Source organism: Bacillus sp. UNC69MF, assembly GCF_000746035.1.
GTDB lineage: Bacteria > Bacillota > Bacilli > Bacillales > Bacillaceae > Bacillus > Bacillus velezensis.
The window spans coordinates 1-14,842 of the sequence record NZ_JQKM01000017.1; the positions used below are offsets into that span (position 1 = coordinate 1).

The 14,842-nt window shown below is 44.0% G+C and carries 17 protein-coding genes and 2 rRNA genes; 18 read left to right on the forward strand and 1 reads right to left on the reverse strand.

The features are described 5' to 3' along the window. From BR62_RS0111165 to rsmI, 15 genes are all read left to right on the forward strand, one after another. A 23S ribosomal RNA gene (locus BR62_RS0111165) occupies positions 1–100 on the forward strand; the annotation flags it as partial. A 50-nt stretch (positions 101–150) separates the two neighbouring features. Next, positions 151–266 (forward strand): 5S ribosomal RNA (rrf, locus tag BR62_RS0111170). Positions 267–439: 173 nt separating this feature from the next. Then, positions 440–634: a sigma factor G inhibitor Gin gene (locus tag BR62_RS0111175; protein ID WP_007409914.1), complete on the forward strand. Its 195-nt coding sequence runs from the start codon at positions 440–442 to the stop codon at positions 632–634. Between the two features lie 147 nt (positions 635–781). Then, a complete protein-coding gene (locus tag BR62_RS0111180; protein WP_032870870.1) occupies positions 782–1,396 on the forward strand; it encodes a 5-bromo-4-chloroindolyl phosphate hydrolysis family protein in 615 nt (204 codons plus the stop codon). A 15-nt stretch (positions 1,397–1,411) separates the two neighbouring features. Beyond that, positions 1,412–2,530 (forward strand): toxic anion resistance protein, encoded by a 1,119-nt coding sequence (locus BR62_RS0111185; protein ID WP_032870872.1) that lies wholly within the window; start codon positions 1,412–1,414, stop codon positions 2,528–2,530. Positions 2,531–2,607: 77 nt separating this feature from the next. Further along, positions 2,608–4,041, forward strand: a complete 1,434-nt coding sequence (locus tag BR62_RS0111190) for an aminotransferase class I/II-fold pyridoxal phosphate-dependent enzyme (protein WP_032870874.1) — start codon at positions 2,608–2,610, stop codon at positions 4,039–4,041. Then, positions 4,038–4,676: a dTMP kinase gene (tmk, locus tag BR62_RS0111195; protein ID WP_007409918.1), complete on the forward strand. Its 639-nt coding sequence runs from the start codon at positions 4,038–4,040 to the stop codon at positions 4,674–4,676. The genes BR62_RS0111190 and tmk overlap by 4 nt, the downstream gene beginning before the upstream one ends. A gap of 70 nt (positions 4,677–4,746) precedes the next feature. Then, entirely contained in the window at positions 4,747–5,076 is a 330-nt protein-coding gene (gene darA / locus BR62_RS0111200) for a cyclic di-AMP receptor DarA (protein ID WP_004264734.1), read from the forward strand. Positions 5,077–5,088: 12 nt separating this feature from the next. Beyond that, positions 5,089–5,529, forward strand: a complete 441-nt coding sequence (locus tag BR62_RS0111205; protein ID WP_004264730.1) for a YaaR family protein — start codon at positions 5,089–5,091, stop codon at positions 5,527–5,529. A gap of 11 nt (positions 5,530–5,540) precedes the next feature. Continuing rightward, on the forward strand, positions 5,541–6,530 hold the full coding sequence (gene holB / locus BR62_RS0111210) for a DNA polymerase III subunit delta' (protein ID WP_007409919.1): 990 nt from the start codon (positions 5,541–5,543) through the stop codon (positions 6,528–6,530). Between the two features lie 2 nt (positions 6,531–6,532). After that, complete coding sequence (gene ricT, locus BR62_RS0111215) at positions 6,533–7,360, forward strand: competence/sporulation regulator complex protein RicT (protein ID WP_004264723.1); 828 nt, start codon at positions 6,533–6,535, stop codon at positions 7,358–7,360. A 14-nt stretch (positions 7,361–7,374) separates the two neighbouring features. Further along, positions 7,375–7,734: a replication initiation-control protein YabA gene (gene yabA, locus BR62_RS0111220; RefSeq protein ID WP_004264720.1), complete on the forward strand. Its 360-nt coding sequence runs from the start codon at positions 7,375–7,377 to the stop codon at positions 7,732–7,734. A 60-nt stretch (positions 7,735–7,794) separates the two neighbouring features. After that, the gene (locus BR62_RS0111225) at positions 7,795–8,538 is read left to right on the forward strand and encodes a tRNA1(Val) (adenine(37)-N6)-methyltransferase (RefSeq protein WP_004264717.1); all 744 of its coding nucleotides are present in this window, start codon (positions 7,795–7,797) and stop codon (positions 8,536–8,538) included. Next, positions 8,525–8,824 (forward strand): GIY-YIG nuclease family protein, encoded by a 300-nt coding sequence (locus BR62_RS0111230; protein WP_007409921.1) that lies wholly within the window; start codon positions 8,525–8,527, stop codon positions 8,822–8,824. Before BR62_RS0111225 ends, BR62_RS0111230 begins: the two co-directional genes overlap by 14 nt. Further along, the gene (gene rsmI / locus BR62_RS0111235) at positions 8,799–9,680 is read left to right on the forward strand and encodes a 16S rRNA (cytidine(1402)-2'-O)-methyltransferase (protein ID WP_020953847.1); all 882 of its coding nucleotides are present in this window, start codon (positions 8,799–8,801) and stop codon (positions 9,678–9,680) included. The genes BR62_RS0111230 and rsmI overlap by 26 nt, the downstream gene beginning before the upstream one ends. Before the next feature lie 49 nt (positions 9,681–9,729). Here rsmI and abrB read toward each other — a convergent pair whose 3' ends face one another. After that, on the reverse strand, positions 9,730–10,020 hold the full coding sequence (gene abrB, locus BR62_RS0111240; RefSeq protein WP_169510469.1) for a transition state genes transcriptional regulator AbrB: 291 nt from the start codon (positions 10,018–10,020) through the stop codon (positions 9,730–9,732). A 483-nt stretch (positions 10,021–10,503) separates the two neighbouring features. Here abrB and metG point away from each other — a divergent pair, with 483 nt between their 5' ends. From metG to BR62_RS0111255, 3 genes are all read left to right on the forward strand, one after another. Beyond that, positions 10,504–12,495, forward strand: a complete 1,992-nt coding sequence (metG, locus tag BR62_RS0111245; protein ID WP_020955208.1) for a methionine--tRNA ligase — start codon at positions 10,504–10,506, stop codon at positions 12,493–12,495. Positions 12,496–12,570: 75 nt separating this feature from the next. After that, entirely contained in the window at positions 12,571–13,338 is a 768-nt protein-coding gene (locus BR62_RS0111250; protein WP_017419495.1) for a TatD family hydrolase, read from the forward strand. A gap of 134 nt (positions 13,339–13,472) precedes the next feature. Then, positions 13,473–14,798 (forward strand): G5 and 3D domain-containing protein, encoded by a 1,326-nt coding sequence (locus tag BR62_RS0111255; RefSeq protein ID WP_023356663.1) that lies wholly within the window; start codon positions 13,473–13,475, stop codon positions 14,796–14,798. The last annotated feature ends 44 nt before the right edge of the window (positions 14,799–14,842 follow it).

Below are 14,842 nucleotides of genomic sequence, written 5' to 3' on the forward strand. Positions count from 1 at the left end.
GAAGTAAGATCCCTGAAAGATGATCAGGTTGATAGGTCTGAGGTGGAAGTGTGGCGACACATGGAGCTGACAGATACTAATCGATCGAGGACTTAACCAATTTGAATGTATGCTTACTGTTATCTAGTTTTGAGAGAACACTCTCAATGGTTTGGTGGCGATAGCGAAGAGGTCACACCCGTTCCCATGCCGAACACGGAAGTTAAGCTCTTCAGCGCCGATGGTAGTCGGGGGTTTCCCCCTGTGAGAGTAGGACGCCGCCAAGCTATATTATGATAAAGGCAGCTCATCATGAGCTGCCTTGTTTGTTTTTGAATAAAAACAAAACAAACACCGAAATACGGAAACGCCCATATACTAATTGCAAACTTCAAAAAGGTCCAAATTGTGTATACAATCAACAGCTTAAGGGAAGGCTATTCATACGGAGGTGGGCAAAATGAATGAAACGTCCAGCCATGAAGAGACATGTATTGTGTGTGAAACCAAAAAAAGCAGGGGAATCCATATTTATACGAAATTTATATGTTTAGAGTGTGAGAAGAAAGTAGTTTCCACTCCGACCTCTGATCCAAATTATGAATTTTTCGTTCGTAAACTGAAAAGCCTTCATACACCGACGTTATATTCTTAACCCTGAAAAGGGTTTTTTTTTGCCTGAAATCAGAGGAGTTTTTACACTTTTTATAAAAGAACTGATACGATAAGAAGAGGAACTTGTTTAGACATGGAATGTAATAGATAATACTGATAAAAGTGAATAAATAGGAGTCGATCAAGTATGAAACCGTTTATTCAATATATGAAATGGACGCTTTGCGGCAGCACAGTTTTTGTATTAGCGGGGATAACCTTCTTTACGATAGGGCATCAGCCTTTTCTGTATTCGCTTTTATATGGGGCAGCCGGCGGAGCCGCTGTCAGTGCGGCCGGCCTGTGGAATGCGAAGCGTCTCTTTTTAAAAAAACACCGGCTGACAAGAAAAGAATATGCTTATATCAAGGAAAATCTTGAGGAAGCAAAGGGTAAAATCATCCGATTACGCAGGGCGCTTTTTCACTCTAAAAGTATACAAATGCTGAAGCAGAATGCAGAGATACTGCGGATAACCCGACGAATATATCTGCTCACAAAGCAGGAGCCGAAGCGTTTTTATCAGGCAGAGCGTTTCTATTATCAAACGCTTGATTCTGTTGTAGAACTGACGGAAAAGTATGCTCTGCTCTCCTCACAGCCGCGAAAAAATAAAGATTTATCAATGTCCTTGAGTGAGACGAGGATGACTCTGGCAGGGCTTTCCAGAAGGCTGGAAGAGGATCTTCATGAACTGATGAAGGAGGACATCGACGACCTGCACTTTGAATTAGATATGGCAAAGCATTCACTGAGAAAATAAGAAAGGAAGAAGGAAATGGCCAAAGACCGTTCCGACGACAGCATGGGCGCCCAAAATGACCAGACTCCTCTAAAGCTTGCAGATACGCTGCCGGAAGAAAAAAGAGAAGCGGCACTTCAGCTCGCTGAAAAACTGGACCCTGGGAACATGCAAAGCATTGTTCTGTTTGGTTCACAGGCGCAGGCGAATCTTCTGGAATTTTCCCATACGATGATAGAGCACGTGCAAAGAAAAGATGCAGGAGAGATGGGACAAATATTGGCTGATCTGATGATTAAGCTTGACCAGGTAAACCCCGATGATCTGCAGATGAAGAACAAAGGGTTTTTCGCCAGGCTGTTTAAAAGGGTGTCCGGTTCCGTGCAGGAAGTGCTTTCGAAATATCAAAAGACAAGTGTGCAGATTGACCGTATCAGCAGAAGGCTGGAACATTCTAAAAATGTGCTGTTGAGTGACAATAAATTGTTAGATCAGCTGTACGCCCAAAATAAACAATACTTTTCTGATTTAACTATGTATATAGCAGCGGGGGAATTGAAATTAGATGAGCTGAAAACAAAGCTGATACCCGAAGCGGCAAGAAAAGCCGAATTACAAAAACACAATCAAATGGCCGCGCAGGAAGTGAATGATCTTCGCCAGTTTGCCGACCGTCTGGATAAGAGGGTGCATGATCTGCTGCTGAGCAGGCAGATTACGCTTCAGAGTGCGCCGCAAATCCGCCTGATTCAAAACACGAATCAGGCACTGGCAGAGAAAATTCAGTCCTCCATTGTTACGGCTATTCCTTTATGGAAGAATCAAGTCGCCATCGCGCTGACGCTTATGAGGCAGCGGAGTGCGGCAGATGTGCAGCAGAAGGCAGCGGATACGACAAATCAATTGCTGCTGAAAAACGCTGAACTTCTGAAAACAAGTACAGTCGAGACCGCCAAAGCCAATGAGCGCGGACTTGTTGAGGCGGACACCCTCAAAAAAGTGCAGGAAAGCTTAGTCAGCACACTTGAAGAAATCATGTCTATCCAAGAAGAAGGCAGGGTGAAACGCAGGCGTGCCGAGGAGGAGCTTGTTATCATGGAAGGCGATTTAAAAAAGAAGCTGCTTGATATGAGGTCCGGCCGGGATAACGGCTAGATGGCAAAAAGTCTTAGCTTTAAGTTGGCTCGCAGGCACGATATAATAAGAAAGACAGGAAAAGGATTTGTTTAAAAATGGACACACCTTTATATACAGCGCTGATGAAGCATGCGCACCGAAATACGTATTCTTTTCATGTTCCGGGACATCACAATGGAGATGTCTTTTTTGATGAAGCCAAATCTGTATATCAATCTCTTTTATCTATTGATATGACTGAGATCACGGGTCTTGATGACTTGCATCACCCGACGGGGGTCATTAAGGAAGCGCAGGATTTGGTGAGCAGATTTTACGGCTCTCAGGAAAGTTTCTTTCTCGTCAATGGAACGACCGCCGGCAATCTGGCGATGATTTTAGCTGTTTGTGAACCGGGTGAACCCATTCTGATCCAGCGTAATTGTCACAAGTCTGTTTTCCATGCGGCGGCATTGGCCGGAGCCAAGCCGGTTTATTTGGCGCCGGAAATCGATGAAAACATGCATGTGCCGGCACATGTATCCCTTTCAGTCATCGAAAAAGCGCTGGCGTCATATCCGAACGCGAAAGGACTTGTTCTGACCAATCCGACTTACTACGGGCATGCTGCCGATTTGACTGCGGCAGTTAACAAAGCCCATTCATACGGCGTTCCTGTACTGGTGGATGAGGCTCATGGGGCTCACTTTGTGTTAGGCCAGCCTTTCCCGCCTTCATCATTGGCTATGGGGGCAGACGCCGTTGTTCAATCGGCTCACAAAACGCTTCCGGCTATGACGATGGGGTCTTACTTTCATTTGAACAGCACCAGAATTGACAGAGATCGATTAACTTATTATGTAAGCAGTTTGCAAAGCAGCAGCCCGTCATACCCGATTATGGCATCTTTAGATACGGCGCGCGCTTATGTGCAGGATATTGCTGAAAAAGGGACACTTCCCGTTCATATGGAGCGCATTGAGAAAATCAAACGAAGGTTCGCATCAATTTCTTCTATTGAAATAATCGAGCCTTCCGGATATGGGCTGCGGGCGGACCCGTTAAAATTAATTCTTCGGTCAAAGCTCGGACATTCCGGCTATTCATTACAACGGATTTTGGAGAGTGAAGACATTGTTGCCGAGCTGGCTGACGAGTACCAAGTATTGCTCGTACTGCCGATAGGCGGCCGGCGGATGATAGAACAGGCAACCGTAAGAAACATACAGCAGAAACTGGAGAATACACCGCCCGATAAATTGCCGGATGCCGTGAATTGGACATTTCCGTCCATTTCGACAATTGAATATCCGCAAAATGAGATGCGGAAGTTTAAAAAAGAGCTTACAGATATAAATAAGGCTGCCGGGCGCTTGCATGCGGGGAACATTATTCCTTATCCGCCGGGAATTCCGCTGATCATGGACGGAGAACGGATAACAGAAGAGATTCTACAAAAGCTTTCCCGTTTAATCGGCATGGACGCGCATATTCAAGGCTTGTTAAACGGGGAACAATTACTTGTCTATATAGAAGAGGAGAAATCATGAGCGGTTTATTTATAACATTTGAAGGTCCTGAAGGTGCAGGGAAAACGACTGTGCTTCAGGAAATGAAAGAGATTCTGTCGGCAGAGGGGCTCCCGGTGACAGCGACAAGAGAACCGGGCGGCATCGACATTGCGGAACAGATCAGAGAAGTGATCTTAAATAAAAACAATACACTGATGGATGCCAAAACGGAGGCGCTGCTTTACGCTGCGGCGAGAAGACAGCATTTAGTCGAAAAGGTGCAGCCTGCATTGAAAGAAGGCCGCATTGTGCTGTGCGATCGTTTCATCGACAGTTCGCTGGCTTACCAAGGCTATGCGAGAGGGCTCGGCATTGATGAAGTCCTTTCTATCAACCAGTTTGCAATCGGCGATACGATGCCTGATGTCACCATCTATTTTTCTATTGAGCCGGAAGAAGGGTTGAAACGGATTACGTCGAATGATTCAAGAGAGAAGAATCGTCTCGATCTTGAGGCCCTGCACTTTCATACGAAAGTACGGGAAGGATACCAAAAGGTAATGCAGCGTTTTCCGGAAAGATTCCATACAATCGACGCATCGAAAAAGAAGGAACTCGTCATTCAGGACGCACTTCAAGTGATAAATGAAGCATTGAAAAAAATTCAGTTGTGACCTGTTTCTCATAAGTTGCTATAATGAATGTAACGATAATGTTCTTTCCAACCTAAAGGGGGCCTAGAGAATGAAACTAATAGTGGCAGTGGTGCAGGATCAGGACAGCAACAGGCTTTTGAAAGTATTAACCGACCACAACTTCAGGGTGACGAAGCTTGCGACAACAGGCGGATTCCTTAAATCAGGCAATACGACGTTTATGATCGGGGTGGAAGATATCCGTGTCGATAAAGCGCTCAGCCTCATTAAAGAGAATGGCTGTAAACGTGATCAGATGATTGCCCCGGTATCCCCGATGGGCGGGAATGCGGATTCCTACGTTCCATATCCCGTCGAAGTGGAAGTCGGCGGAGCGACGGTCTTTGTCCTCCCGGTCGATGAATTTCATCAATTTTAAGGATTTGACGACGTGAAAATAAATTCTGACTTACGTACATTTATTGAGAAAAAGCAGCAGCCTGCTTATAAAGCGGCAGAGCTTTCCGGAACATTTAAAAGTTCAATGGACAGCCAAAGCAGCAAGCTGAAATTTGATCAGCTGAGCAGGTTCTTAACGGATATAGAAACGTTCGGGAAAAGGCTGACGAAGTCGAGAAACTTCAAAGACTTAGCGAAATTCAAAGGATTGGTAAAACGTTTTGTAAAAGAGGCCGTAGACAGCGGGTTATCGCATGAGACGGAGAAAAGCTTTGACCTGTACGGAAGCAGCCGGACTCTGGGGCTTGTGAAAGAAATAGATGAAAAACTGCTTCAGCTGACGGAAGAAATGTTAGATCAGGAAAAACCGGCAATTGATTTGCTGGATCGAATCGGAGAAATAAAAGGTTTATTGATTAACCTTTACACATAGAGAGTGATACAATGGCAATATCATGGAAGGAAATGACCGGGCAGCAGCCCAGAGTGATGCGGCTTTTGCATAACAGCATTGAAAAGAAAAGGCTTTCTCACGCATATCTGTTTGAAGGCAAAAAAGGAACGGGCAAATTGGATGCCGCACTGCTTCTCGCAAAAAGCTTTTTTTGCCTTGAAGACGGGACTGAGCCTTGCGGGGAGTGCCGGAACTGTAAGCGTATTGAATCCGGAAACCATCCCGACCTCCATGTGGTTCAGCCCGACGGATTATCCATTAAAAAGGCTCAGATCCAATCGCTTCAGGAAGAGTTTTCTAAAACAGGACTGGAATCGCATAAAAAGCTGTACATTATATCCCATGCGGATCAAATGACGACAAATGCAGCAAACAGTCTGCTGAAATTTTTAGAGGAGCCGAGTCAAGACACCATCGCAATTCTTATTACTGAGCAGCTCCACCGAATACTGGATACCATCGTTTCGAGATGTCAGGTTCTCCCGTTCCAGCCGCTTCAGCCGAAAGCCATAGAAGAAAGACTGATTGAACAGGAAGTGAGCCCTCACATGGCCCGGCTCTTAGCAAATATGACAAATAATATTGCGGAAGCAGTCGAATTAAGTCGAAATGATGAGTTTGCAGAGTCCAGAGCGAAAGTGATAAAATTGTATGAAGTCTTACATCAGCGGAAAGGACATGCCTTTTTCTTCATTCAGGATCAGTGGGTGCCCTTTTTCAAAGAAAAAACCCATCAAGAAATGGGTCTTGATATGCTCTTATTGATATACCGTGATGTATTATCCATCCAAATTGGAAATGAAGATAAACTGATTTATCAAGACTTATTCCAATCAATAAAACAGCATGCGCTGCAATTTACACAACAAAGCGTTACGAACCAAATTCTCGCTGTTTTAGAAGCAAAAAAACGGCTTCATTCCAATGTGAATGTGCAGGGATTAATGGAGCACTTGGTGTTAACGTTGCAGGAGGGATAAGCTTGTACAACGTAATAGGCGTCCGCTTTAAAAAAGCGGGGAAAATTTATTATTTTGATCCGAACGGATTTGATATAGAACAAGACAGCTGCGTCATTGTTGAAACCGTAAGAGGTGTCGAATACGGGCAGGTTGTCATCGCAAATAAACAAGTGGACGAGCATGATGTTGTGCTTCCGCTTCGAAAGGTCATACGCGTTGCTGATGAACGCGATCTTCTCATTGTAGAAGAAAACAAACAGGAGGCCCTGTCCGCTTTTGAAGTCTGTCAGAAAAAAGTGGCTGACCACGGCTTAGATATGAAGCTGGTTGATGTTGAGTTTACATTTGACCGCAATAAAGTCATTTTTTACTTTACAGCAGACGGACGGGTTGATTTCAGGGAATTGGTCAAAGACTTGGCTTCTATCTTTAAAACGAGAATCGAATTGCGCCAAATCGGGGTGAGGGACGAGGCGAAAATGCTCGGCGGTATCGGACCATGCGGGAGAATGCTTTGCTGCTCCACGTTCCTCGGTGATTTTGAACCGGTGTCCATCAAAATGGCGAAGGATCAAAATTTATCGTTGAACCCAACGAAGATTTCCGGTCTGTGCGGCCGTTTGATGTGCTGTTTGAAGTACGAAAATGATGAGTATGAGACGGCAAAAGAACAGCTGCCGGATTTAGGCGAAATGATTACGACGGCAAACGGCCCCGCAAAGGTTGTCGGTCTTAATATTCTGGAACGGGTGCTTCAGGTGGAACTGAAGAATCGTGAAAAAGTGATAGAATATACTTGGGAAGAGCTCTTGGAAGAGGGCGTCGTATCCGCACAAACCACAGATTAACGAGGTGTGGAACCTTGGATAAAAAAGAGTTATTTGATACTGTCATAAACCTGGAGGAACAAATCGGTTCGCTGTACCGTCAGCTGGGTGACTTAAAGCAGCATATCGGCGAAATGATTGAAGAGAATCACCATCTTCAGCTTGAAAATAAGCATTTGCGTAAGCGGCTTGATGATACGACAGAGCAAATTGAGAAATTCAAAGCCGATCAGAAAGAAACAAAAACACAGAAGGCAGAGCAGAGTGATATAGGAGAAGGGTACGACAATCTGGCCCGGCTGTATCAAGAAGGCTTTCATATTTGCAACGTCCATTATGGGAGCGTCCGCAAGGGAGATTGCCTTTTTTGTCTGTCCTTCTTAAATAAAAAATAAGGAAAAGGCTTCCGCTGATGTCGGAAGCCTTTTTCAAAGAGTGCCGAAAGGAATAAGATTATGGTTTCATTACGTGATGATGAAAGATTGGATTACTTATTAGCAGAGGATATGAAAATAGTACAGAGTCCGACGGTTTTCGCTTTTTCATTAGATGCCGTGCTGCTGTCTAAGTTTGCATACGTTCCGATTCAAAAGGGGAACATCGTTGATTTATGCACGGGGAACGGCATTGTGCCGCTTTTGCTCAGCACAAGGTCAAAAGCTGATATCACCGGGGTTGAAATTCAGGAACGCTTGTATGATATGGCGCTCCGAAGCGTGGAATACAACGGGCTGGGCGGTCAGATCAGTCTCATTCATGATGATCTGAAAAATATGCCGGAAAGACTCGGACATAATAAATATGATGTTGTCACCTGCAATCCGCCTTATTTTAAAACACCGAAAGAGGCGGAGCAGAACCTGAACGAGCATCTCAGAATCGCAAGGCACGAAATTCTTTGCACGCTTGAAGATGTGATTTCCGTCAGCAGCAAACTGCTGAAGCAAGGCGGAAAAGCGGCTCTCGTTCATCGGCCGGGGAGGCTTTTGGAAATCTTTGAATTAATGAAAGCGTACCGAATAGAACCGAAACGGGTTCAGTTTATTTATCCGAAACAAGGTAAAGAAGCGAATACCATTTTGGTTGAAGGAATTAAAGGCGGCCGCCCTGATCTCAAAATTCTTCCCCCGCTGTTCGTATACAATGAACAAAATGAATATACGAAAGAGATCCGCACGATTTTATATGGAGACAAATAGTCATTTCTTTTATGTGCTGCTGTGCAATGACAACAGTCTGTATGCCGGTTATACAAATGATCTGCAAAAACGGCTGAAAACCCACAATGAGGGAAAGGGCGCGAAATATACAAGGGCGAGAAGGCCGGTTTCGTTATGCCATGCGGAATCATTTGAAACAAAACGGGAAGCGATGCAGGCGGAATACCGTTTTAAGCAGCTGACCCGAAAGAAAAAAGAGCAATATATAGAAGAAAAACGACGCAGCAAGGAGGCTGTATATGTTAAGACGCCAGATGAGTTTTAACGGAAAATCTGAAATGGGAACTCTGTACCTTGTTCCTACACCGATCGGCAATTTGGAGGACATGACCTTTCGTGCAGTAGAGACGCTGAAATCGGCCGATGTCATAGCTGCCGAAGATACGAGACAGACGAAAAAGCTGTGCCATGTTTATGACATAGAAACATCTCTCATCAGCTATCATGAACATAATAAAGAAAGCAGCGGCCATAAAATCATTGAATGGCTGAAAAGCGGAAAGAATGTGGCATTGGTCAGTGATGCCGGCATGCCGACAATTTCCGACCCGGGGGCTGAGATTGTGAGAGATTTCACCCAAATCGGCGGATATGTCGTTCCGCTCCCGGGTGCTAATGCGGCATTAACCGCGCTGACCGCATCAGGCATCACCCCGCAGCCGTTTTTCTTCTACGGATTTTTAAACAGACAGAAAAAAGAAAAGAAGAAAGAACTCGAAATCCTGAAAAAACGGCAGGAAACGATGATATTTTACGAAGCGCCGCACAGATTAAAAGAAACATTAATAGCAATGCATGACGTTTTGGGTAATCGAACCATCGCCGTCACGAGAGAATTAACGAAAAAGTACGAGGAATTCATCAGAGGAACCATCGCCGAGGTGATGGAATGGGCAAATGAAGATCAAATCCGCGGTGAGTTCTGTCTCGTTGTCGAAGGAAATCAAACCGCTGAACCGGATGAAGAGGAAAAGCCTTGGTGGACGGAGCTTTCTGAGAAAGAGCATGTGGAGCATTACATAAACGAAGGAGCATCTTCCAAACAGGCCATAAAACAAACAGCGGTAGATCGGGGCGTTCCGAAACGCGAGATTTATGACGCTTATCACATTCAATCATAAAAAAAACCGTTCTTGTATCGTAACAAGAACGGTTTTTGTATGAAATAGCTTATTTTTGGTTTTGAAGCTGGTTTTGAATTTCAGAGATGATTTGCTCAGCGCCTTCTTTGCTGAGTACCAATTTGCCGCCGGCAAGTTTAAGGTTATCATCAGAAACTTCACCAGTTACTTGGCAAGTCATGTTTGGTTTATATTTTTTAAGGATGATTTTTTCATCATCAACATAAATTTCAAGAGCGTCTTTTTCTGCGATGCCCAGTGTACGGCGAAGTTCGATAGGGATAACGACGCGTCCAAGTTCATCAACTTTACGTACGATACCAGTAGATTTCATTAACAGTCTCCTCCCGAGAGATAATTATTTTGTAGTTTATATTTTTCTTCGTCATTATTCGACAAAATTCCTTACATTCCTAGCATAACAAGGTTTCCAATAATCGTCAATCTTTTTGTTTACTATTGATTGTAAGAATTAGTTCTTATAGTAAGTAAAGCCTTGGAAATCCTGAAATAACAGGCTTTTTGACTGCTTTTTCGAACCTATTATCCTACTGAAAATCCTTTTAAATCAAGACTTTCGAACCAAGATGTTTTATATTAGTAGATTATATACGACAAATTTCGACATGTTAAGACTTTTTTTAATTTCAATAAAAATTTTTAATTTTATTTACTCTTTTACGCGCAGTACGTATATATCCTTGATCTTAAAGGCTAAGATGGTATCATAGATAGAGGACAAATATCAATATTGTATATCAAATAAAACCGCTCTCGTCCTTTGGGCGTGAGCTTTTCGACATTCTGAATGGGAGGTTGCAACATGCCGCAAGACAATAATACTTTTTATATTACGACCCCGATATATTATCCGAGCGGAAAATTACATATCGGCCATGCTTATACTACCGTGGCCGGCGATGCGATGGCGCGTTACAAAAGATTAAAAGGATTTGACGTACGCTACTTAACCGGAACGGATGAGCACGGACAGAAAATCCAGCAGAAAGCGGAGGAAGAGAATATCACGCCTCAAGCTTATGTGGATCGTGCAGTTGCTGAAATCCAAAAACTATGGAAGCAGCTCGACATTTCTCACGATGATTTCATCCGGACGACGGAAAGCCGGCACAAAGAAATTATCGAGAAAGTGTTTCAAAAACTTCTTGATAATGGTGACATTTACCTGGATGAGTATGAGGGCTGGTACAGCATCCCTGATGAAACATTCTATACGGAAACACAGCTGGTGGATGTGGAACGAAATGAGAAGGGTGAGGTTGTCGGCGGAAAAAGCCCGGACAGCGGCCACCCGGTCGAATTAATCAAAGAGGAGTCATACTTCTTCCGCATGAGCAAATACGCAGACCGCCTGCTGAAGTTTTATGAGGAAAATCCTTCTTTCATCCAGCCTGAATCACGCAAAAATGAAATGATTAACAACTTCATTAAACCGGGGCTTGAAGATTTGGCCGTTTCCAGAACGACGTTCGACTGGGGCGTAAAAGTGCCGGGAAATCCGAAGCATGTCGTGTATGTATGGATTGACGCACTGTTCAACTATATTACAGCGCTCGGTTACGATACGGAAAATGATGAGCTTTACAAAAAGTACTGGCCGGCTGACGTCCATCTTGTCGGTAAAGAAATTGTCCGTTTTCATACCATTTACTGGCCGATTATGCTGATGGCGCTTGATCTCCCGCTGCCTAAGCAAGTATTCGCGCATGGCTGGTTATTGATGAAAGACGGAAAAATGTCAAAATCAAAAGGAAATGTCGTTGATCCGGTAACGTTAATTGAACGCTACGGCTTGGATGAGCTTCGCTATTATCTGCTTCGCGAAGTGCCATTCGGTTCAGACGGTGTCTTTACGCCGGAAGGTTTCGTAGAACGGATTAATTATGACTTGGCGAACGACTTAGGAAACCTTCTGAATCGTACAGTCGCAATGATCCAAAAATATTTTGACGGTGAGATTGGTTCATATGAAGGAAATGTGACCGATTTTGATTCAGAGCTTTCTTCTGTAGCCGGTGAAACGGTTAAAGCTTATGAAAAGGCAATGGAAAACATGGAGTTTTCAGTCGCTTTATCAACGCTATGGCAATTAATCAGCCGTACGAACAAATATATTGATGAAACTGCTCCGTGGGTGCTTGCTAAAGACCAGGAAAAAGAAAAAGAATTACGTTCCGTCATGTATCATTTAGCTGAATCTTTACGTATCTCAGCCGTATTGCTCCAGCCTTTCTTAACGCAGACGCCTGAAAAAATGTTTGCCCAGCTCGGAGTTGAGGATCAGTCTCTTAAAGCTTGGGACAGTATTCAGACATTCGGCCAATTGAAGAACGCGAAAGTGAATAAAGGGGAACCGCTTTTCCCTCGTCTTGAAGCTGAAGAGGAAGTAGCTTACATCAAGCAAAAAATGCAAGGAACTGCTCCTGCTAAAGAAGAAAAGGCGGAAGAGCCGCAAGAAGCAGAGCGTCTTCCTGAAATTACATTTGATCAATTTATGGATACAGAACTTCGCGTCGCAGAAGTCTTGTCCGCAGAGCCGGTGAAAAAAGCAGATCGGCTGCTGAAATTGCAAATTGATCTGGGCTTTGAACAGCGCCAAGTTGTATCAGGTATCGCGAAGCATTACACACCGGATCAGCTTGTGGGAATGAAGATCATTTGTGTAACGAATCTAAAACCGGTAAAACTGAGAGGCGAGCTTTCTCAAGGAATGATACTGGCAGGAGAATCGGACGGCGTTCTCAAAGTTGTAGCTGTCGACCAGTCATTACCGAAAGGCACTCGAATTAAATAATAGATGCAAAAGGTGTTTCACGTGTAACATTCCGTCGAACACCTTTTGTTTTTCAACAAGAAAGGAGTTTTTATGATGCTTTTTGATACACATGCGCACTTAAATGCCGAGCAATTTGACACAGACTTAGAAGAAGTCATTGCGCGTGCAAAGGCTGAAAAAGTTGAACGGATCGTCGTTGTCGGATTCGACAAACCCACTATCACGCGTGCGATGGAGCTGATTGAGGAATATGACTTTATATACGCTGCGATCGGCTGGCATCCGGTAGACGCAATTGACATGACAGAGGAAGATTTATCATGGATTAAGGAACTGTCCTCTCACGAAAAAGTCGTGGCAATCGGAGAGATGGGCCTTGATTATCACTGGGATAAATCCCCAAAAGACGTTCAGAAAGAAGTATTCCGGAAACAAATCGCTCTCGCCAAAGAAGTGAACCTTCCAATTATCATTCATAATCGTGATGCAACGGAAGATGTTGTCACGATTTTGAAAGAAGAGGGGGCGGAAGAAGTCGGCGGTATTATGCACTGCTTTACGGGGAGCGCGGAGGTTGCGCGGCAGTGTATGGATATGAATTTTTATATTTCATTCGGCGGACCGGTTACCTTCAAAAATGCGAAGAAACCAAAAGAAGTAGCAAAGGAAATTCCGAATGACCGTTTGCTGATTGAAACGGACTGTCCTTTCCTGACACCGCATCCTTTCCGCGGCAAACGAAATGAGCCAAGCTATGTAAAATATGTTGCTGAACAGCTCGCTGAATTAAAAGGGCTGACATATGAAGAAATTGCCTCAATTACAACCGAAAACGCAAAAAGACTTTTCCGCATGAACTGACAGAATGCGCTGTCGTAACGTGTAAAGGCTTGTCCGATTCAGTGGATATGTAAAACGGTTCTACAAGCTTCCTTCTCCTCATAAGATAGGTTGTCGATATGTCTCTCTTCCTTTTTTTGCTTTGTTTTTGCATAATGAGGGATACGCTGAAGGTTTTTCATCTTCGAGATGGGAGGGTTGACAGCATTTTAGATACTCTATATAATCTCTCCGAGGAGAAGGAGGCGTTTTTCATCACACAAAAAATGAAAAAACTGTTTTCCGTAAAGCTTGGTAAAAGCAAGGTTATTCTTATTGCAGCTATTATTCTGCTGGGCGGAACCGGGACTGCATACGGGGCACATGAGCTCTCAAAACAATCAGTTTCTGTTTCTATCAACGGCAAGAAAAAGCAAATACGCACTCATGCAAAAACGGTTGGGGAACTTCTGGAAGATTTACATATAGAGACGAGAAATGAAGACCGGATTACCCCGTCTAAGCAGACAGCATTGGCAGACAACATGAATGTCGTGTATGAAGCTGCAAAGCAGATCCGTGTGACAAGAGGCGGAGAAGAAAAGACTTTATGGTCAACGGCAAAAACAGTCGGCGCATTTCTGAACGAACAGCATACACCTGTGAATCAGCACGATAAAATAGATCCAGCAGCAGATACGAAAGTGACAAACGGCATGAAAGTCACGGTCGACCCGGCTTTTCAGGTCACTGTAAATGATGCGGGAAAGAAAAAGAAAATATGGACGACTTCGACTACGGTCGCTGACTTTTTAACGCAGCATAAGATGGACATGAAAGACGAAGATAAAGTAAAACCGGCATTACACGAAAAGCTCACAAAAAATCAGGCCGGCATACAAATCACTCGTATCGAAAAAGTCACCGATGTAGTTGAGGAAAAAATAGCGTATCAAGTCAAAGAAAAAGAAGATGCGTCTCTCGACAGCGGGAAAGAAAAGATCGTTCAAAAAGGAAAAGAAGGCAAACTTAAAAAGCATTTTCATGTTGTCAAAGAAAATGGAAAAGAAGTTTCAAGAAAGCTTGTTAAAGAAGAAACATCTGAAAAAAGCAAAGATCAAATCATTGCGGTCGGCACAAAGCGGCACAGTCCCAAGATTGAGCAGCTCAGTGCACCTGTGAAGGCATCTTCTGGCGAAACCGGATCTTCCGGTAAAGTGATTACCGTGTCTTCCACGGCTTATACCGCAAGCTGCAGCGGCTGTTCCGGCCATACGGCTACAGGCGTTAACCTGACAAGCAATCCGAATGCTAAAGTCATTGCGGTAGACCCAAGCGTCATTCCGCTCGGCACAAGAGTCCACGTAGACGGATACGGGGATGCCGTGGCCGCTGATACAGGCTCAGCCATTAAAGGAAGACGGATTGATGTCTTTTTCCCTGAAAAATCTTCAGCTTACCGCTGGGGAAAGAAACAGGTCAAAATAAAAATCTTAAATTAATTCCGATTCACTCAGAGGGTTTTGCGCCCTCTGTTTTTTTCGTT